Genomic DNA, 16,899 nt, shown 5'->3' with positions numbered 1-16,899 from the left:
TCGTGATCGCCACGGCAGCGGCAGCCGCGTCGTGAGGTGCGGGAGCGGTGGTTTGCGGTGCTAGGAGGAAACCAGCGGGTTCGCAGAATCTGAGGGCTGCCTTGGCAGGAACCTGCTGGCGGAGGATGGGTTTTGAAGCGAGGAGGCACGCGGGTTCGCCCGGCGCGAGTCTCAGGCTTAAGGATGAGGCCTCCAGCCGGTGCGGAGAGCCTCACGGACCAGCCTGTCAGACACCTTCGTGATCATGAATGCCCAGTCCCGAGTGGGCCGACGTCGTGGCGCCGGATCTCCGACTGACACTTGGCTTGACGCAGAAATCCCTTCGCTGCTGCGGATGCTGTCGCTTTAGGGTGACCAAGTGCTGAGCGACAGTCAGATAAACGAGTTCGCAGAGCGAGGCTTCGTCCTGGTTCCTCAGGTGGTGCAGGGCGATCTTCTGGACCAGGCGGCCAGGCGGGTCGACGAGATCATCGCTGCCGATCCACCTCCCGCCGACACGCACGGCCACCACTTCTACTTCCTCCGGACCAAGGACGAGCCGGCGCTGAGAGCGCCTTTGACCCGTAGCCCTGCATTCGGTCTCGCCGAGGGACTGGCCGGGGCCGGGACGCTGAAGTACCCCTGGCAGGTGCAGGTCGCACTGAACATCCCGCCGTACTCACACCGTCCTGGTGGCCCCCACATTGACGCCGGCAGGCCGGAACCGACCGGTGAGCCAGTGCAGGGCACGTTCACACTTCTGGCCTGCATCCTGATGTCTGATCAGCTGACTGAAAACTCCGGCAATCTCTGGGTCTGGCCAGGCACCCATCTCACACACGCCGTATACTTCCGCGATCACGGCCCGCAGATGTTCTGTGCCTACCCACCGATCGATTGGCCCGAGCCCGAGCAGATCAGGGGACGGGCGGGGGACCTGCTGCTCGCGCACTACCTCCTCGGCCACAACATCGGCGGCAACTACGAATCAGAGCAGACACGACGTGCGCTGTACTTCCGGATCAGCGCTCGGGACCATGACTCCCATCGAAACGAGTTTCTCCAGGACCCGTGGCTCGACTACGGGCCCCTCAGGCCCCAGTCATCGACACCGCCCACCCGTCCTGCATCTGGTTGACCACCAGAGAGATGGGTGATCTGACCACACGACCAGATCCAGCCCAAGCGATGCCGCTCCGTCACCACTCACGATCGGTGGACGTCACGTCTCAAGCCTGGGCGGGATCGATGGTGAAGAACTCCGGGTGAGCAGCACGGACGTAGTGGATCGCAGTGTGCGAGGAAATTCCGAACAAACGCATCAGCCGAACCGGATCCGCGGTCTCTCGTGCCTCATCGAGGAACCGGTCCTGCCGAAGCTGCGTGGCGTTGATCCCGATCCGGTCGCGCATCGCGTGGAAGTTGGAGATGCCGACCGCCGGCCGGTCGACGTGCATGGCGGTGATGGGGCTGACGATCAGATGGGGGTTGCTGCTCAATGGCCAGCGGCGGTGACGCTCAACCAGCCAGTCCTTGACCAGTTGCAGGGCGAACTCGTCCAGGCAGACCTCGTGGTCGAGCCGGTTCGGCCTGCGGATCCGCAGACGCCCTGAGGACCGGTCGAGATCCTCCAGCCGGATCTCGGCGACCTGCTTAGGACGGATGGCATAGACAGCGATCAGGACGAGGGCACGGTGCAGTCAAGCGCCGCGCAGATCTTGTCCAGGTCCTCCAGCCGGACCGTGACCTGCTTACCGCTCCACAACGCAGCGACCTTGCTCAGTGACGGCGTGAACCCCACCTCGGCCAAGACGGCCTGCAGCTGCGTCGGCCGCCAGATGTCACGCTGTGCGGCGACCATCCGCAGATTCCACTTCATCGTTCATGCCTCCATGCTCAGCCGACGGACCGCCCGCCGGGCGGACTGCAGGCTCGCCAGCTCCGGGTCCGCCTGGACGGTCGAGAGGTAGCCGACCGTGGTGCTGGCCCAGATATGGCCAAGAACCTTCTGGACGTCCCACAGCGCCATGCCGCTCTCGTAGAGATGCGTCGCCCGCGCATGCCGCAGCAGGTGAGGAAACAGGCAGGTCACCGGCCCGGGAAGGTAGAGCTTGCCAGCGCTCTTGAGCGCCTTGCGGAACGCGTCAGGCCGCACCGCTGTGGCCACGGCGATGTCCAAGGCAGCCACCGCCCGGGGCCGCCGCTCGGAGGGAAACAGCGGTGCCGCCGGGTCCGAGGCGTCGTCGCTGAACGATCCGCGGACCTCTTCGATGTACCACCACAGCAGTTCGCGTCCCTCCTCGAATAGGTAAGCCTGCCGCTCCCGCTTGCCCGAACCGCCGGCTCCCTTGCCCTGGACCACGAATCTGCCCCACTGACCGAGCTCCCAGTGGATGTCTCCGAGGCGGACCGCGCACAGCTCACTCGCGCGGACCCCGGAGATGTAAGCGATCTTGGCCATCACGTAGTCGCGTACGGCCACCTGGTACTTGCGGGCAGCGGGCAGGGACACCCGCCACCGGGCAAAGCACTCCGTCAGCGCGCGCTGCGACGGGGGAATCCGCAAGCCGAAGTCCCCCCGGTGCACGGGCCTGTTGAACGTGTCGACCGGCGACTCGACGGTTGCGCCGAACCGCCTGGCGATCTCCCCGGCATAGCGCTGTTCCAGAAACGCGAAGTAGTGGTCGACCTTGGACAGCTTGCTCCGCACGGTCGAGCGGGCCCGGCGGCCCTGACCTGCATAGAAGCGGTCCACGTGCCGCGGTGTGAGCCGCCACGGCACCAGGTCGTAGAAGGAGCACAGCTCCAGTACCGGCCGTACCAGATTCTCCAACGTCGTCGAAGCAAGCCCGGCAACATCCCGGGCCCACAGATACTCCGACACGGTCTCCAGATAGAAGCCCTGCTCATCCACGGCATGGGTCTGTGCAGCAGCCCGCCGCTGGAGCACCTGGACATCGGCCAGGCCGCCGTCCTCAGGCCCGCCAGAGCCATGCCCATCGCCGTCGGCCGGCTGCCCGGTGAGCAACGTCAGACGGCGGCGACTTCCCGAATCCCGCATAGCCTCGCAAGTTACTGGCCAAACTCGCAGAATCTGCCAGTAACTCGGAGAAGTTGACACGCACGAGTGACAAACAGCGAGAAGGCTCCCACCTGCTCATTTGCACTGTTCTCCGCGCCACGGTCCTCACGGAACCCGCGTGAACTCCAGTTCCGAACGGAAGACTCGGCCGCGGCCTTCGCGGCACCGTACGGGGCGACGGGTCGGGAAGGCGCTCGCGTCGTAGCGGACGCGTGCCCCGGAGAGCACAGCGTCGCTGGAGACACCGTGACCGGCGTACCGGCGTACCGGTACGCCGGTCACGGTGTCTCGGGCCCCTGGGAGCGGTCAGGCGACCGGTCCGTAGGTGGCGCCCGTGCGTACCCACCCGGTCGGCCCGGTACGGCACCGAACGCTCCGAGGTCGCCCTAACATGTCTTGGCCGCGCCGGACGTTTCGCGGAGTGCCGTAGCCGAACCGGACGTTGCAGCTGCCGTCGTGGAATATGAGAGAAACTGTGGACGGCCACGGCATGTCGAGATGCCAGAAGGCTCTCACGGGTGCCGAGAGGGCATGGACGAGCGCCGCCCGGATCACGGACGATTCGACAATGGCCAGTCCACGATGGGCGTCAGGCGGCAAGTGGCTCAGCCAGTGGGCGGTTCGCAGGCAGAGCTGGCGCACCGACTCGCCGCCGTGCGGTGCAGAATCCGGGTCGGTGAACCAGGCCGAGTACCCGTCGGGGTCGCTGGCGGCGACGTCGGCTACTGCGCGGCCGGACCACTGGCCGTAGTCGAAGTCGCGCAGGGCGGGCTCGGGCATGGCCTCCAGACCGAGGGCAGCGGCGGTTCGCGCGCAGTGGGTCGAAGGTCCGCGGACGGCCAGCGAGTAGGGAGGAAAACCCGTGTGGGGGGAGCGTGGCTGCGGTAGGCCGGTCTCACGGGGGGACGGGTCACCGAAGACCCTCGTCATCTCCTCGGTGGTCGCACTCAGAAACGTCAGAGACATCATCATACGCCTGACCTCCTTAACTGCCGTGCCACGCTGTGTGGTGGGGCACTACACCGTTGGCTGGTGGATGAGATGGCATGTGTTGTGGTGGCGTACAGGGCGTACTCCAGCGGGCGGGCCTCGCCTGAAGAGGCGGCTCCAGGCCAGGGCCGAGAGCACGGCCACCGCGGTGTAGCCGCGAAAGACCGGAAGCGCAGCGGAATCGGCCATGTCGTCGATGCCGAAGGCCTTGATGGCGACGACGTACCGACGTAGGCGGTCAGGGAGACGGAACCGTCGGCGATCACGGGGCGCCCAGCCACCGCGCACGCGTGAGGCGGGCGGTGGCGAACAGGCAGGTGGCCAAGGCCGCCAGGGCGACACCGGTGTTGCCCACAACGGACCAGGTCGTCTGGCTGTGCAGGGCGGCCACCAGTTGCCGGGCAGGCCTGCCCGGCAGGGGTTCGTCGCCGACGGCGTCGGACCACCAGGCCGATGCGGTCGGGCCGCCTTTCCGTGGCCGCGCTCACGGCGGTCTGCGCGCCCGGCACCAGGTGCGGGACCAGCCAGAACCCGCCGTATCCGATCACCGCAAGGGCGGCGCCGCCGGCGGCGATCTTGGCCGGTACGCGGGGCCGGGTGAGGTCGCCCACCGACGGCTCGGGGCCCACGCGCGCCGCGAGCCATGACCAGGATGGCCAGACCGCGGGCCAGGCCCAAACCGACCAACCGTCCAGTCGACGACGCGCGGAAGGGGGAGTCGTCCGTCGGTTTCACGGCGGGCGGCACGGTCGACGGTGTGTCGTGCGTCATGTACTCCAGGGTCCGTGCGCCCTGTCGGTGACGACCATCCAGCAGGTGTCTGGAACCACCCCGCCGACTGGCTGGCGCGGCTGCGCCTCCGGGCAGGATCCGGCGTGCGGCACCAGGCAGGGCGCTCCACAACATGGTACGAATCGGACAGTGGTCCGATGGCGAGTGGAGCACGGGTGATCCGGGTACTGGTGGTCGACGACGAGGCCCTGATCCGCATGGGCTTCCAGCGCATCCTCGACACGGCCGATGGCATCGAGGTCATTGCGGCGGTTTCCGGCGGCCAGGCACTCCGGACGGCGCAGGAGAAAGCCCCCGACGTCGTGCTGCTGGACATCCGGATGCCCGACGTCGACGGACTCACCGTCCTGGCCGAACTCCGCCGGCTCCCGCACCCCCCGGTGGTGGCCATGCTCACGACGTTCGACATGGACGAGTACGTGGCGACGGCGCTCCGCTCGGGCGCCGCGGGGTTCCTGCTCAAGGACACCGACCCCGAGGAGCTGCCGTTCCTGGTGCGTTCCCTGGCCGACGGCGACACCGTACTGTCGTCCAAGGTGACCCGGACCGTGGTGGACGGCTACCTGGACGCCGACTCACAGAACCACGCCTCCGGCCGCCTCGACCGGCTCACCGACCGCGAGCGGGCCGTGCTCCTTCTCATCGCCGAAGGACTCTCCAACACGGACATCGCCACCCGGCTGTACCTGAGCACCGGCACGGTCAAGGACCACGTGAGCGCCATCCTCACCAAGCTGGAGGTGGGCGGCCGGGTGCAGGCCGCCCTGCTCGCCCAGCGGGCCGGCCTCCTCAAGGGGGAAGGGGGCAACCGTTGACGGCTCTGCGCCGCCTGCTCCTGCCGCTGCCGGTCGCCCTGCCGGTCGGCGTCTCGCTGTTCGACACCTGGGTGCACTGGGACGCCCACCAGCAGCTGCGCATGGCCGGTGCCCTCGGGGCCGCATTCGCCCTGCTGCTGCGCCGCCGCCTGCCGCTGTTCACTTTCCTGCTCACCCTTCCCGCCGTGCTGCTCTCCGACGCGGTCACCGCCTCTCTGATCGCGCTGTACACGCTCGCCTCGGTCACCCGCCACCGTGTCCTCCTGGCCGTCTGCGCCCTGGCGTTCACGCTGAGCGACATGACCTCATGGCCGTCCCCGATCTTCGACCTCACGAAGGTGTCCACGCTGATCACGCTCGGCTACACCGGGGCGACGGCAGCCGCGCCCGTCTTCCTCGGCCAGCTCGTCCAGACACGGCGCGACCTGTCGCTGCGACTCGTTGAGATCTCCGAGGCCCGGGACCACGAGCAGCTGCTGACCGCCCAGGCCGTCCTGGCCAGGGAGCGCGCCGAGCTCGCCCGGGAGATGCACGACGTGGTCTCCCACCAGGTCAGTCTGATCGCGGTACGGGCCGGAGCGCTCCAGGTCGGCACCCGCGACGCGGAAGCCAAGGAAGCGGCCGGCACCATCCGGCGGCTCAGCGTCCAGACCCTCGACGAGCTCCGCCACATGGTCAGCGTCCTGCGCGCCTCCGATGGGCGCCCCACCGAACTGACCCCGCAGCCGTCCCTGGCCGACCTCGAGCAGCTGGTCCGCAGCAGCGGCATCGAGGCCCAGCTGACGACGGACCTGCCCGACGGCCTGCCGCCCGCCGTCCAGCGCGCCGTCTACCGCACCGTCCAGGAAGCACTCACCAACGCACGCAAACACGCTCCCGGCGCCACCGCAACGGTGCGCATCCATCACGAGGGCACATGCATCCGCGTCTCCATCACCAACACCGCACCTACCCGGCCCGCCCTGCCCCTGCCCAGCGCGCACTACGGCCTGGTCGGCCTGCGTCAGCGCGCCGCACTCCTCGGCGGCACCGTAACCTTCGGTCCCACGGTCGACGGCGGCTACGAACTACGCCTGGAGCTTCCAGCAGCCGGCACAGCTCCTGGGTAACGCGTGACGCGATGGCCACGTCGGCAAGTCGGCACTTCCGCACAGGGGGCTACGCAAGCCAAGCCGCTGTCACACAACTCGGCACCGAGCGACGCCGGCGGTGTGCCGCGGTGCGCAACTATTGCCGCTGGGCGCACCGTCGTCGAACCGCCCGTCGGCCGAGCATCCGGCTCTCCACGCGATCCGATGGAACAGGCGAGTCATTCACTGACCTGGCCCCTTTGGGGCGGCGTTCGCGGTTCCTGCCGGTCCGGCCCGTTCCCGGAGGCGTTCTCATCACGTCCTACGAGTCGTCGTCCTCCCAGCGGCCTGGCGGCGGTGGGCGGGTCAGCCGACGGGGATGACGTAGGCGCGGGCGAAGTGTGTGCGCCTCAGCCGCGGCCCCGCACCGCTGCGAGGCACTGGTCGTAGAGGTCTGCCAGGTCGAGTCGTCCGTCGTGTCCGGCCCAGAGTTCGGTTGCCGCGTCGACGCAGGCGAAGACCGTCGCGACGATCGCCTTCGCGCCCGGGGCAGGGGGTCGGGCCGGGGCCCAGCCGCGCCTGGATGACGGGGACGAGTTCGGCCTGCCAGCGCAGCGCCTCGTGAAGGAGTTCGAGTCCGAGGGGCTTGTGACCCGGCGGATGAACCCTGAGGACAATCGTTACGTCCTGGCGCAGCTGACACCTGCCGGCGAACGGACCGCGGCTGACCTGGACCAGCGACACCAGGAGTATCAGCGCAGGCTGCTCGACGGCATCACCGTCGACGAACAGTGGGCTCTGCGGCAGGTCCTGCGGCGTCTGGGGACCAATGTCGACTCGATCGGCAGCGATGGCACACGTCCATAGTCGACACCCCGCAATCATGTCCCCCCGTCCGGGACGGAACAGGAGAAGCCCTGATGACGGATGAAGCCACAACTCTTGGCCGGCGCATGTACGAGGCGTTCAACGCGCGCGACCTCACGGCTCTTGAGGCGATCTTCGCGGTGGACTTCGTAAGTCATCCACTGGGAACGACAGGTGTTGCTGCCGTCTCTCGTGCCTGGTCCGGGCTCTTTGCGGCCTATCCCGAGGTTCGGGTCACCGTCGAGGACATGCTCGTCGACCGCGACAAGGTCGCTGTTCGGTCGGTGCTGTGCGGAATTCCGGGCGGCGCCCCCGGCACCGCGCCCACCATGATGGAGATCTTCCGCGTGCACCGCGGACGGATCGCAGAGCTGTGGGGGCTTTCCAGCTTTGCCCGCCAGGGCAGGTGACGCCCCTCGCCGAACCTGGCGGAGGCAGGGCCGGCAGCCGGGACCTGACTGCACTGCGGTCAGCGCCGCAACACGCTGCCCGCTGCCCACCGGGCCATCGGGCTGATGCTCGTCCTCTTCGGCCGGCCGCTCTCCAGGATCGTCAAACTCCGCATTGATCAAGTGCGCGACGGCCCTGATGGACTCCAAGTCAGCTTCGGCTCCGTCTGGTTGAACGTGCCCGAACCGGTGGCGGTCGTGATCCGCGTTCACCTGACGGCTCGCCCTGGCCTCAGCACCGCCGCGAACCCGACCTCCCCCCTGCTATTTCCCGGCTTCATGCCGGGCCGCCCGATGCACGCCGTCGCGAACATTCTCCCCGCGATCGGCATCCGGCCCCTGGCCACCCGCTCGCGCGCCCGGCTCCAGATGGTCCGTGAGGCCCCGCCCACCGACCTCGCGGATGCCCTGGGCGTCAGCGCCACCACCGCGATGCGCTACGCGGAACGGGTCGGCACCGACTGCCTCGCCTACCCGTCGACCGGGAAGCGGTAGACCGTGGACTGTCGGGCCTGGAAGCCGAGACGCTCATACAGCCGGTTCGCCGCCGCACGATCCGGTCGGGAGGTGAGATCAACCGTCCGGGCACCCGCCTCCCGGGCGATCCGCAGGGCCTCCTGGGTGAGAAGACCGGCGACGCCCTGGCCTCGCACCGCACTGTCAACGACCACGTCTTCGACGCGGGCCCGCAAACCGGACGGCAAGGGCAACAGAACCAGCGTCAGGGTGCCGACGATCGCGTCAGGCGTTCGGGCGACGAGCACTGTGTTGGCATCACAGGTCACCATCCGATCGATCGCCTCGTAGTCGAGGGGCTTGGCGGTCGAAGACAACTGCGGAAGCAACCTGCTGAAAGCGTCGACGAGCCCCTGACTCGCCCCCCGGATGATCTCTACACGGATATCCATGCCAGGAGCTTATCCATCGACCGACACTGCTCAGTGCGTCCAGCAGGACGGGTCATAGCCGACCACTCACCCCCAACGAATAGCCGCCCGTACCACCATGACTTCAGAAACCTCCGGCTGCCAACGCTCCGTCAGCCGCCCACCGGGGCCGACGAAGACTTGGCGAACGATCTGCCATGGATGTTCCTCACTCCCCACTACGCGCGACGCGGACACAACCCCTGAAACTGGCCAGCAGTCAGTACGGAGACTGGCGTCCCACCTGGACAGCCCTTCCTGGGCGCACCCCGGGGCTCTGCGGCCCGGAGCGCGGCGCCCGCACACCCTGTGCCCAGCACTCGCCATGGCCCCGGGACGCATCGTGGCCTTGGGCTGCCAGGGCGGCAGGGTCCAGCCGTGGATCCTGTCGCAGGTGGCGGAGGACCTCCTCGACGCCCCTGCTCCGGAAGTCGTGCTGGCCCGCCCCCGCTGGGTCATCGGCTCCCGGGACCTGAACCGTCCGCATCCGACCCTCGTCCTGGAGCCCGGCACACCGGACGCCGAGCAACTGTCCACCGTCGCATGCCGCTCGGGCCCTCACCGCCGAGATCTTCCTTGTCCGTTGTCCGCGGTGGACGGTCAGCCGGTGCCGTCGGTGGTGTCGTGTGCCGTGGCGGGAAAGAGGCGCTGGACGGCGGCGACGACGGCGGCGCGGCGGGCCGGCAGGGAGGGGTCGCGGACCTGGCCGTCGGCGGCGTCGACCAGGTCGAGTTGTCCGGGCCAGGCCATGGCGATCTGGTTGACGAAGACGAGGATGTCGATGGGCTCCCAGGCGGGATCCAGGTAGCCGGCCTCCTGGGCCTTGCGCAGCTGCTCGACCTTGCGTCGGACGGTTTCCCCGGTGGCGGCGTCGGCGGCGCTGCCCGCGAATTCCAGTCGGCCCCAGTGCATGAGCCGGAAACCGTCAGGGTGGCGCAGGAAGTAGTCGTGCACCCGCCCGGCGTATTCGGGCAGGTCGGTGGGGTCCAGGCGGGTCGCCTCCGCCACGGCGGCCATCTCCTGTTCGGCGACGAACCGGTAGAGGGCCTCCTTGCTGCGGAAGTACACGTAGAGGCGTTCCTTGCTGGTCTTCGCGGCCTTGGCAATGCGGTCGATGCGCGCACCGGCGATGCCGTACCGGGAGAACTCGGCCCTGGCCGCGGCAACAATGCGGTCGCGGGTCGAGTCCGCGCCGGTCGAGGAGGTCATACCCCCAGGGTACCCAGCAGAACTGTTCGGTTTGGCGGGGGAGCGAGCGAGGCGTATCGTCAAAACGGAACCGTTTGGTTTGACCAGAGGAGCACGTCATGCAGCACAGGACACTCGGCAGCCAGGGCCTGACCGTCTCGGCGATCGGCTACGGCTCGATGGGCCTCACGATGGCCTACGGCCCCGGCGACGAGCAGGAGGGCATCGCCGCCATCCGGCACGCCCACGACCTGGGCGTCACCTTCTTCGACACCGCGGAGCTCTACGGCTTCGGTACCGGCTCCAACGAGATCCTGGTCGGCAAGGCGGTCAAGGACTTTCGCGACGAGGTGGTCCTGGCCACCAAGTTCGGCTTCGACCTGTCCGTGCCCCGCGAGCAGCTCGGCCGGGCTCTCAACAGCCGACCCGACAACATCCGCAAGGTCACCGACAACAGCCTGCGCTACCTCGGCGTCGACCACATCGACGTCCTTTACCAGCACCGCGTCGACCCGGACGTGCCGATCGAGGACGTCGCGGGCACCGTCAAGGAACTGATCGACGCGGGCAAGGTCAAGTACTTCGGCCTGAGCGAGGCCGGCCCCCAGACCATCCGCAAGGCTCACGCCGTGCAGCCTGTCTCCGTCCTGCAGACCGAGTACTCCCTGTTCGAGCGGGACGTCGAGCAGCTCTTCCCGGTCCTCGACGAACTCGGCATCGGCTTCGTCGCCTACTCCCCGCTCGGCCGCGGCTTCATCACCGGCACCGCCAAGCCCGCCGGCGAGTACGACGCCACCGACATGCGCAACATCGACCCTCGCTGGCAGCCCGGCAACTTCGAGAAGAACGTCGACGCCGTCAACCGGCTCAGCGACCTCGCCGCCGCCCAAGGCATCACCGTCTCCCAACTGGCCCTGGCCTGGCTGCTCACCCGGGGCGAGCACATCGTGCCCATCCCCGGCACCCGCAGCCCCCGCCGCGCCGAGGAGAACACCCGCGCCGCCGACATCACCCTGAGTGAAGCGGACCTCGCCGCGATCGACGAGATCCTGCCCCGCGGCGGCTTCGGCGCCCGCTATGCCCAGATGCCCACCTGGATCTGACTCCCAACTCCGGGCCGGAACCGCCCCCTCACGGGCACTGCCGGGACCCTCTCCGGAGGTCCCGGCGGCACGTCCCGCCCAGGCCTGGAGTCGACAGGCGAGTCCGCCACCGCACGACACCACCGAACAGGACATCGACCAGGAAGCAGCAGACCATCATCACCGGCGCCAGCGCCGGCATCGGATCCGCCGCCGCCCGAACACTGGCCGCCAAGGGCGAGGAAGTCGTCCTCGTGAGCTGGTCGCAGGCCAAGCGGTCGCCTTGCGGCGGAAGGTTCCGCGGGGCTTCAGCCGAACGATCGTCCCCACGGGCAAGGGTGAGGCCGGTGCAGGCGGCCCGGCTGCCGCCCTGGCGATGGTGTTCAAGCTGGTCGAGTCCGCCCAGGAACGCAGGCGATCACTGGGGCCCGCCTGGTCGCGCCGGTCCGCTCGGGCGCGAGGCTGGAGAACGGCGCCCTGGTCGAACGCACGGAGGGAGCCACCGCACCTGATCACACATCACCCGATCCACAACTCTTGACAATTGGTCATGGTCCTGACAGCAGTGGCACTGCACCACTCCCACGAACGGCACCACACCCCGAAGGGGGCGATCAGCGCATGACCAAGCCTGAGAGCGCGGGATACGACTACGACGTCGTCATCAGCGGAGCCGGCCTCGCCGGCAGCGCCGCGGCGATCTTGCTCGCTCGACGCGGTGTCCGCGTCGCACTGCTGGAACGCCGCTCGGACCCTGAAGCGTACAAGGTGCTGTGCACCCACTCCCTCCAGGCCAGCGCCTACCCGGTGCTGGACGAACTCGGCCTCATCCCCGCTCTGGAGAAGGCGGGAGCCGTCCGCAACGAGGCCCGCTGGTACACCCGCTGGGGATGGATCGAGCCGAGGGCCGCGCCGGAGGGCCCCGAGCTGCCGTACGCGTACAACATTCGGCGCAGCACCCTCGACCCGTTGATCAGGTCCCATGCGGCGGAAACCCCTGGCGTCGATCTGCTCCCCGGTCACCATGTGACCGGGCTGGTCCGGGAAGCCGGGCGAACCTTCGGGGTGCGCGCGTCGACACCACAGGGCGAGCGCGAGATCCGGGCCCGCCTGGTGGTCGGCGCCGATGGCAAGGACTCGGCCGTAGCGAAGTTCGCCGGGGTACCTGCCCGGCAGTACGAGAACGCGCGGTTCGGCTACCTCGCGCACTTCCGCAATCTTCCGTTGCACGGCGGGATCGGTCACACCTGGTTCCTCGAGCCCGACATGGCGTACGCGTTTCCGAACGACGACGGGGTGACGGCCATCGCGGTGCTCCCGGACAAGAAGCGGCTGCCGGACTTCCGGGAAGACCTGGAGGGCAGCTTCTTCGAGTTCGTTCGTGCCCTACCCGAAGCACCGCCCATCGACTCCGCCGAGCGCATCACGAAGATCACCGGCACTGTCAACTACCCGCTGCACAGCCGCAAGCCGACCGCACCGGGCGTCGCGCTCATCGGCGACGCCGCCCTGACCGGCGATCCCCTGTGGGGAGTGGGATGCGGGTGGGCTCTGCAGTCCGCGCAATGGTTGGCAGAGGCGGTCGCCTCGGCCGCAACCGGTCGGGGCGACCTCGACAGGTCGCTCGCGGTGTACGCACGCACACACCGGCGCCGGCTGCGCGGTCACCAGTACCTGGCCGCCGACTTCGCCAAGGCCCGTCCGTTCAATCCCTTGGAGCGGCTGATGTTTTCGGCGGCAGCGCGCGATGAGTCGGTGGCGCGGCACATGCATCTGTTTGCATCCCGCCTGATCGGTCCGCTGCGCTTCTTGAACCCCGTGGCACTGGCCAAGGCTTCGGCCGTCAACATCAAGCATCGCCGGGCGGCCGTGCCGCCCGCGCACCTGTCACGCACAGGGTCATGACCGGCTCCCCTCCCAGCGGCTGGAACGACCAGGGCGTTGCCGGCACCGCCGAGCACGCCCACGAGATCGCCGGTCGCCCCGGAGCGCTCCGGCTGCGTGAACGCCTGGTCGGCCTGGACGCCGGACAAGCCCGTGGTCGTCGTCGACGGCGGCCTGTTCGTCGGAGCGGATGCCCTTGATCTGCCGGTCCTCTTCGTCGGCGAAGTGGCCATGCGCGCCCGTTCCTCGACGCGACCGTGCTGTCGGACGAACACGCCGAGGAGGATTCCCCGGCGCGTTCGTCGGCCTGCGGGCCTGGGACCTGACATTCCGCACCTTGGCGTGGCGCGGCGCGACCTGTCAGGGCTGTACGGGCATGCTCCAGCAGTTGGAGGTGGCCTTCTTGCCGGACAGGCGGTCGGTCAGCCAGGAGATGGCGTCGCCCTGGTCGGTCAGCAGTGGTGCGAAGTGGTTGAGGAGCGCGCTGCCGACGCTGGGCAGGACGACGGCCTTGTACGTGACGTCGGCGCCCTTGGCGCACCAGCCGACGGCGAGTTGGCGGGCCTGGGCGTGCGGGACGAGGTTGTCACTGACGCCCGTCACCAGACGGACGGGGCTGGACGGTTTCAGCGTGCCGATGCGCTGGCTGTCCAGGAACGCCTGGAGCGCGGGCGTGGCGGCGATGATGTCGCTGAGGGACTGTCCGTCGGTCGTCCATGTGGTGCTTTTCGTGTAGCCGTAGCCGAGGAGGGCGTCGCCGACGCACATCGTCGACAGATCGGCGAGGGCCGCCTTGCCCGCGGCATTGAGATGCGCCTCGGCGATGGGCTTCAGGGACGGGTCGGACTGGAGGAAGCCGTTGAGGGACCAGCCCAGCGCGCCGGCGAGTTCGCTGCCGTCGATGGCCTTGGTGACCGAGGTCAGGTCGGCGGGCGGTGCGCCCGCGTAGGTCCCGGAAAGGGTGACGTCGGGGGCGTAGGAGGCCTGGAGTTCGGCGGCCGCGGCGGTCGCTCCGCCGCCCTGGCTGTAGCCGAAGAGCCCGACCGGGGAGTCGGAGGTGATCGAGGCGCCGTCGAGCGAGCGGGCGGCGCGGACGGCGTCCAGGACCGCGTGTGCCTCGTCGACCCGGTTGACGTAGGTGTGCAGCCGGTCCGTCGCGCCCATCCCGGCATAGTCGGTGACGACCACGGCGACGCCCTTCGCGAGGAGGCGGTAGATCGCCAGGTCCTCGTAACCGATGGACACCGTCTCGCCGTTGATCGCCAGCGGGTGTTCGAGTCCCATGGACGCGGCGCACTGGTCGCCCTGCCCCACGGTGCCGGGTGCCACCGCGACCAGGGGCCGCGGACCGTCGCCCGTCCAGTCCGCGGACGGTTCGATGTACGCGCCGGTGACGGCGACCGGCTGACCGTTCGAGTCGGTGGACTTGTACATCAGCCGGGTCGCGGTTCCCGGCAGTGTGCCGCTGAGGCCGGGCAGGCTCAGGGCCAGCGGGAGGGGTTCGCTGCGGACCAGGGTGCCGTCGGCGGCGGGCAGGGTGGCAGGTGGGTTGTAGAAGGCGGGGATGGTGACGCCTCGGGACACGACCTCGTCCGTCGCCGTGGCGGCGGTGGCTGCGAGGGCCTGGGTACCGAGGCAGGTGGCGGCGGTGACTGCCGCGGCCAGCAGCCGTCTGCGTGCGGGCATGGCGAACCTCCTGTGAAGCGGTCGGCAGGAAGCGGCCTCCGTGTCAGGCCTTCCGGACCGGCCTGCGGACACAGAGGTGCTGAGCTACGGCGGCACGGTGTCGCACACGCGTCCCCACGGGTTTGCCCGCGCCGCCGGGAAGTGGTTCGCAAGGAACTTACCTGCGAGTAAGTTACTCGTGATAGCAGCCGGTAGGTTACGGTTCGGTAATGTGACTGGCTGTCAAATGATGAGCTGTCGCGGTCACTTATCGCGCACGTCGGCGCAGCGTCAGACGGCCGCCACCTGCCGGAGGAGGTCGGCGACGGCTTCCGGCTCGGTGATCATCAGGTCGTGGCCGGTGTCGATGTCCCACAGACGGCCGGCCGTACGTGCGGGCTCCAGGTCGGCAGGGTCGCGGTGGGGCAGGGTCGACGTGCACACGATCTGAGACTGCGGGATGCCGCGCAGGCTCGCCTCGTTCTCCAGGCGCAGCGGCTGGGCGAAGCACTTCCAGGGGTGGGGAGTGATCTTCGGTGCCAGCCAGGCGATGTCGTCCGGATCGGTCAGGCCGTAGTGCGGCATGGGCCCCTCGCCGGGGAAGTTCACGAGTTCCACGCCGTCGATCACCCGGGCCGAGGCGCGGGAGGCCGCCATGAGCTCCGGTGCGAGGTCGGCCAGGGACTGGCCGTTCGCGGGTGTGGCGGCGTCCAGGTAGACGAGGTGGCCGACGCGGTCGAGGGCACGGTCGGCGACGCCGGTGATGACCATCCCCCCGTAGCTGTGGCCCACCAGGATCACGTCGTCCAGGTCCTCGTACCGCAGGACCTGGACGACGTCGGTGATGTGGGCGTCGAGGTCGATGTCGGGGCCGAGCAGATGCGCTCGCTCGCCGACGCCGGTGAGGGTCGGGGCGTACACGTCGTGGCCGGCCGAGCGTAGGCGGCGGGCGACGCGTTGGTAGCACCATCCGCCGTGACTGCCGCCGTGGACGAGAACGTATGTGGCCATGCGGGGGCCTCCTGTCCAACGCCTGTCGGATAACCATCAGGTGTTGGAAAGGATACGGTTGACGCATGCCAGCGCACCCCCGGACCGTCGTGTTCTTCGTTCCCGCGCCGCCCTCGAAGCCGCTCTGCGGGAACTCGTCACCGAGCGGGACCTGAGCCAGATCACCGTCGCCGACCTCACCAAACGCGCCGGCGTCAACCGGTCGACGTTCTACGAGCACTACGTGGACGTCCACGACCTGGCCGTCGCCGCGTGCACCGCGACCTACGACCAGTTGGTGGCCGTCGCGCCGATTCCGCACGGACCGCGCGAGCCCGACGGCGAGCCGTTGAGCAACCCCATGCCCCAGCTGTTCGCCCACGTGGCCGAGCACGCTCCTCTCTACCGGGCCCTCTTGTGCGACGAGGGCAGCGCCCGGATGATCAACCACCTGCTCCACCGCATCGCGCTCGCCGCCCGCATCAGCCGCGGCCTGGCCGACGAGATGCCGTCCGCCGGATCCGACCACCCCGCCCAGACACCACATGACCCGGTCGCCGCCTTCATGGCGGGCGCCGTCCTGGGCACGGTCATCGACTGGCTGCGGCGCGACTGCCCCGGCACGCCCGAGGAGATCGGCGCTGCGATCTGGCCGTACGCCCTTGCCTGCGCGGAGGTTCCACCCAGCCCGGTACGAAGCGCGTGACCAGCTCGCCGGAACTCGCGCTCTCAGCTTGGGAAGCGACGGCGAGGTGGCTCGCCGGGCGAGCTCGTCGGCGGCTTCGTGGCGACGGCGGTCGTTCTGCCACAGGGGGTTCCGGGTGATCGCCGACGCGGCACCGAAGGACGAGCAGCTGGTGAAGGATCTCGGCGCCGACGTCGTACTTCCCCTCCTCCAAGCTGTGCTCCACCTGCGGCATCCTGCAGCAGCGGATGCCGTCGAACGTCCGTGTCTGGACGTACGGTTGCGGGGCGACCCCTGACCGGGACGTGAACGCGGCGAAGAACCTTCTGGCCGCCGGGCTGACGGTGACAGCCGGGGGAGCTGGTGCAAGCCCTCAACGGAGAACTCCGGGCGGGCAGTCGGCGACGAATGATGTTGAACGCCATATGTGCCCCC

Annotated in this window: 17 protein-coding genes and 5 pseudogenes; 14 read left to right on the top strand and 8 right to left on the bottom strand. The window is 69.0% G+C overall.

Annotated elements, in window-relative coordinates:
* Window positions 1-358 precede the first annotated feature (358 nt).
* Both ABT114_RS36960 and ABT114_RS36955 read left to right on the top strand, forming a co-directional pair.
* On the top strand, window positions 359-1,117 hold the full coding sequence (locus tag ABT114_RS36960; RefSeq protein ID WP_351147596.1) for a phytanoyl-CoA dioxygenase family protein: 759 nt from the start codon (window positions 359-361) through the stop codon (window positions 1,115-1,117).
* Between the two features lie 127 nt (window positions 1,118-1,244).
* Window positions 1,245-1,592, top strand: a complete 348-nt coding sequence (locus ABT114_RS36955; RefSeq protein WP_351147594.1) for a hypothetical protein — start codon at window positions 1,245-1,247, stop codon at window positions 1,590-1,592.
* 77 nt (window positions 1,593-1,669) lie between these two features.
* On the opposite strand, the pseudogene ABT114_RS36950 reads toward ABT114_RS36955, so the two are convergent.
* The 4 genes and pseudogenes from ABT114_RS36950 to ABT114_RS36935 form a co-directional block, all read right to left on the bottom strand.
* Window positions 1,670-1,858 (bottom strand): annotated as a pseudogene (locus tag ABT114_RS36950) (helix-turn-helix domain-containing protein); the annotation flags it as partial.
* Between the two features lie 3 nt (window positions 1,859-1,861).
* Complete coding sequence (locus ABT114_RS36945; RefSeq protein WP_351147592.1) at window positions 1,862-2,893, bottom strand: tyrosine-type recombinase/integrase; 1,032 nt, start codon at window positions 2,891-2,893, stop codon at window positions 1,862-1,864.
* Window positions 2,894-3,367: 474 nt separating this feature from the next.
* Entirely contained in the window at window positions 3,368-3,991 is a 624-nt protein-coding gene (locus ABT114_RS36940) for a histidine phosphatase family protein (protein ID WP_351147823.1), read from the bottom strand.
* Window positions 3,992-4,313: 322 nt separating this feature from the next.
* Window positions 4,314-4,442, bottom strand: a complete 129-nt coding sequence (locus tag ABT114_RS36935) for a hypothetical protein (RefSeq protein ID WP_351147591.1) — start codon at window positions 4,440-4,442, stop codon at window positions 4,314-4,316.
* 556 nt (window positions 4,443-4,998) lie between these two features.
* On the opposite strand from ABT114_RS36935, the gene ABT114_RS36930 reads away from it, so the two are divergent.
* The 5 genes from ABT114_RS36930 (at window position 4,999) to ABT114_RS36910 (ending at window position 8,539) form a co-directional block, all read left to right on the top strand.
* On the top strand, window positions 4,999-5,658 hold the full coding sequence (locus ABT114_RS36930; protein ID WP_351147821.1) for a response regulator: 660 nt from the start codon (window positions 4,999-5,001) through the stop codon (window positions 5,656-5,658).
* Window positions 5,655-6,767: a sensor histidine kinase gene (locus ABT114_RS36925; RefSeq protein WP_502988453.1), complete on the top strand. Its 1,113-nt coding sequence runs from the start codon at window positions 5,655-5,657 to the stop codon at window positions 6,765-6,767. The genes ABT114_RS36930 and ABT114_RS36925 overlap by 4 nt, the downstream gene beginning before the upstream one ends.
* A 582-nt stretch (window positions 6,768-7,349) precedes the next feature.
* The gene (locus ABT114_RS36920) at window positions 7,350-7,595 is read left to right on the top strand and encodes a MarR family winged helix-turn-helix transcriptional regulator (RefSeq protein WP_351147589.1); all 246 of its coding nucleotides are present in this window, start codon (window positions 7,350-7,352) and stop codon (window positions 7,593-7,595) included.
* A 53-nt stretch (window positions 7,596-7,648) separates the two neighbouring features.
* Window positions 7,649-8,005 carry an ester cyclase gene (locus tag ABT114_RS36915; RefSeq protein WP_351147587.1) on the top strand — a complete coding sequence of 119 codons (357 nt, stop codon included), beginning with the start codon at window positions 7,649-7,651 and terminating at the stop codon, window positions 8,003-8,005.
* A 105-nt stretch (window positions 8,006-8,110) separates the two neighbouring features.
* Window positions 8,111-8,539: a hypothetical protein gene (locus tag ABT114_RS36910; RefSeq protein WP_351147586.1), complete on the top strand. Its 429-nt coding sequence runs from the start codon at window positions 8,111-8,113 to the stop codon at window positions 8,537-8,539.
* Here the strand turns inward: ABT114_RS36910 and ABT114_RS36905 are convergent.
* Both ABT114_RS36905 and ABT114_RS36900 read right to left on the bottom strand, forming a co-directional pair.
* Entirely contained in the window at window positions 8,515-8,952 is a 438-nt protein-coding gene (locus ABT114_RS36905; protein WP_351147584.1) for a GNAT family N-acetyltransferase, read from the bottom strand. The genes ABT114_RS36910 and ABT114_RS36905 overlap by 25 nt on opposite strands.
* Before the next feature lie 618 nt (window positions 8,953-9,570).
* Entirely contained in the window at window positions 9,571-10,179 is a 609-nt protein-coding gene (locus ABT114_RS36900; RefSeq protein WP_351147582.1) for a TetR/AcrR family transcriptional regulator, read from the bottom strand.
* A 98-nt stretch (window positions 10,180-10,277) separates the two neighbouring features.
* On the opposite strand from ABT114_RS36900, the gene ABT114_RS36895 reads away from it, so the two are divergent.
* The 5 genes and pseudogenes from ABT114_RS36895 to ABT114_RS50710 all read left to right on the top strand — a co-directional run.
* On the top strand, window positions 10,278-11,261 hold the full coding sequence (locus ABT114_RS36895; protein ID WP_351147580.1) for an aldo/keto reductase: 984 nt from the start codon (window positions 10,278-10,280) through the stop codon (window positions 11,259-11,261).
* Window positions 11,252-11,506, top strand: a pseudogene (locus ABT114_RS50720) (hypothetical protein); the annotation flags it as partial. The gene ABT114_RS36895 and the pseudogene ABT114_RS50720, both read left to right, overlap by 10 nt.
* Window positions 11,507-11,586: 80 nt before the next feature.
* Window positions 11,587-11,741: pseudogene (locus ABT114_RS50715) on the top strand (IS256 family transposase); the annotation flags it as partial.
* Window positions 11,742-11,861: 120 nt separating this feature from the next.
* On the top strand, window positions 11,862-13,145 hold the full coding sequence (locus tag ABT114_RS36885) for an NAD(P)/FAD-dependent oxidoreductase (RefSeq protein ID WP_351147578.1): 1,284 nt from the start codon (window positions 11,862-11,864) through the stop codon (window positions 13,143-13,145).
* A gap of 14 nt (window positions 13,146-13,159) precedes the next feature.
* Window positions 13,160-13,301: pseudogene (locus tag ABT114_RS50710) on the top strand (oxidoreductase); the annotation flags it as partial.
* A 183-nt stretch (window positions 13,302-13,484) separates the two neighbouring features.
* On the opposite strand, the gene ABT114_RS36880 reads toward ABT114_RS50710, so the two are convergent.
* Both ABT114_RS36880 and ABT114_RS36875 read right to left on the bottom strand, forming a co-directional pair.
* On the bottom strand, window positions 13,485-14,810 hold the full coding sequence (locus ABT114_RS36880; RefSeq protein ID WP_351147576.1) for an alpha/beta fold hydrolase: 1,326 nt from the start codon (window positions 14,808-14,810) through the stop codon (window positions 13,485-13,487).
* A gap of 270 nt (window positions 14,811-15,080) precedes the next feature.
* Complete coding sequence (locus tag ABT114_RS36875) at window positions 15,081-15,800, bottom strand: alpha/beta fold hydrolase (RefSeq protein WP_351147574.1); 720 nt, start codon at window positions 15,798-15,800, stop codon at window positions 15,081-15,083.
* A 58-nt stretch (window positions 15,801-15,858) separates the two neighbouring features.
* On the opposite strand from ABT114_RS36875, the gene ABT114_RS36870 reads away from it, so the two are divergent.
* Together ABT114_RS36870 and ABT114_RS36865 are read left to right on the top strand one after the other, a co-directional pair.
* Window positions 15,859-16,485, top strand: a complete 627-nt coding sequence (locus ABT114_RS36870) for a TetR/AcrR family transcriptional regulator (RefSeq protein WP_351147572.1) — start codon at window positions 15,859-15,861, stop codon at window positions 16,483-16,485.
* Window positions 16,486-16,661: 176 nt separating this feature from the next.
* A pseudogene (locus tag ABT114_RS36865) lies at window positions 16,662-16,871 on the top strand (zinc ribbon domain-containing protein); the annotation flags it as partial.
* Window positions 16,872-16,899 lie beyond the last annotated feature (28 nt).

It is taken from the genome of Streptomyces sp. NPDC002088 (assembly GCF_040296605.1).
GTDB lineage: Bacteria > Actinomycetota > Actinomycetes > Streptomycetales > Streptomycetaceae > Streptomyces.
Note: the sequence above shows the minus strand (reverse complement) of the source record. Positions and strands in the feature narration are given on the sequence as shown.

Bases quoted from the DNA above. Each gene is read 5' to 3' on its own strand.
- ABT114_RS36915 (WP_351147587.1), top strand. From the start codon at position 7,649: ATGACGGATGAAGCCACAACTCTTGGCCGGCGCATGTACGAGGCGTTC.
- ABT114_RS36900 (WP_351147582.1), bottom strand. From the start codon at position 10,179: ATGACCTCCTCGACCGGCGCGGACTCGACCCGCGACCGCATTGTTGCC.
- ABT114_RS36880 (WP_351147576.1), bottom strand. From the start codon at position 14,810: ATGCCCGCACGCAGACGGCTGCTGGCCGCGGCAGTCACCGCCGCCACC.
- ABT114_RS36895 (WP_351147580.1), top strand. From the start codon at position 10,278: ATGCAGCACAGGACACTCGGCAGCCAGGGCCTGACCGTCTCGGCGATC.
- ABT114_RS36875 (WP_351147574.1), bottom strand. From the start codon at position 15,800: ATGGCCACATACGTTCTCGTCCACGGCGGCAGTCACGGCGGATGGTGC.
- ABT114_RS36905 (WP_351147584.1), bottom strand. From the start codon at position 8,952: ATGGATATCCGTGTAGAGATCATCCGGGGGGCGAGTCAGGGGCTCGTC.
- ABT114_RS36910 (WP_351147586.1), top strand. From the start codon at position 8,111: ATGCTCGTCCTCTTCGGCCGGCCGCTCTCCAGGATCGTCAAACTCCGC.
- ABT114_RS36940 (WP_351147823.1), bottom strand. From the start codon at position 3,991: ATGACGAGGGTCTTCGGTGACCCGTCCCCCCGTGAGACCGGCCTACCG.
- ABT114_RS36885 (WP_351147578.1), top strand. From the start codon at position 11,862: ATGACCAAGCCTGAGAGCGCGGGATACGACTACGACGTCGTCATCAGC.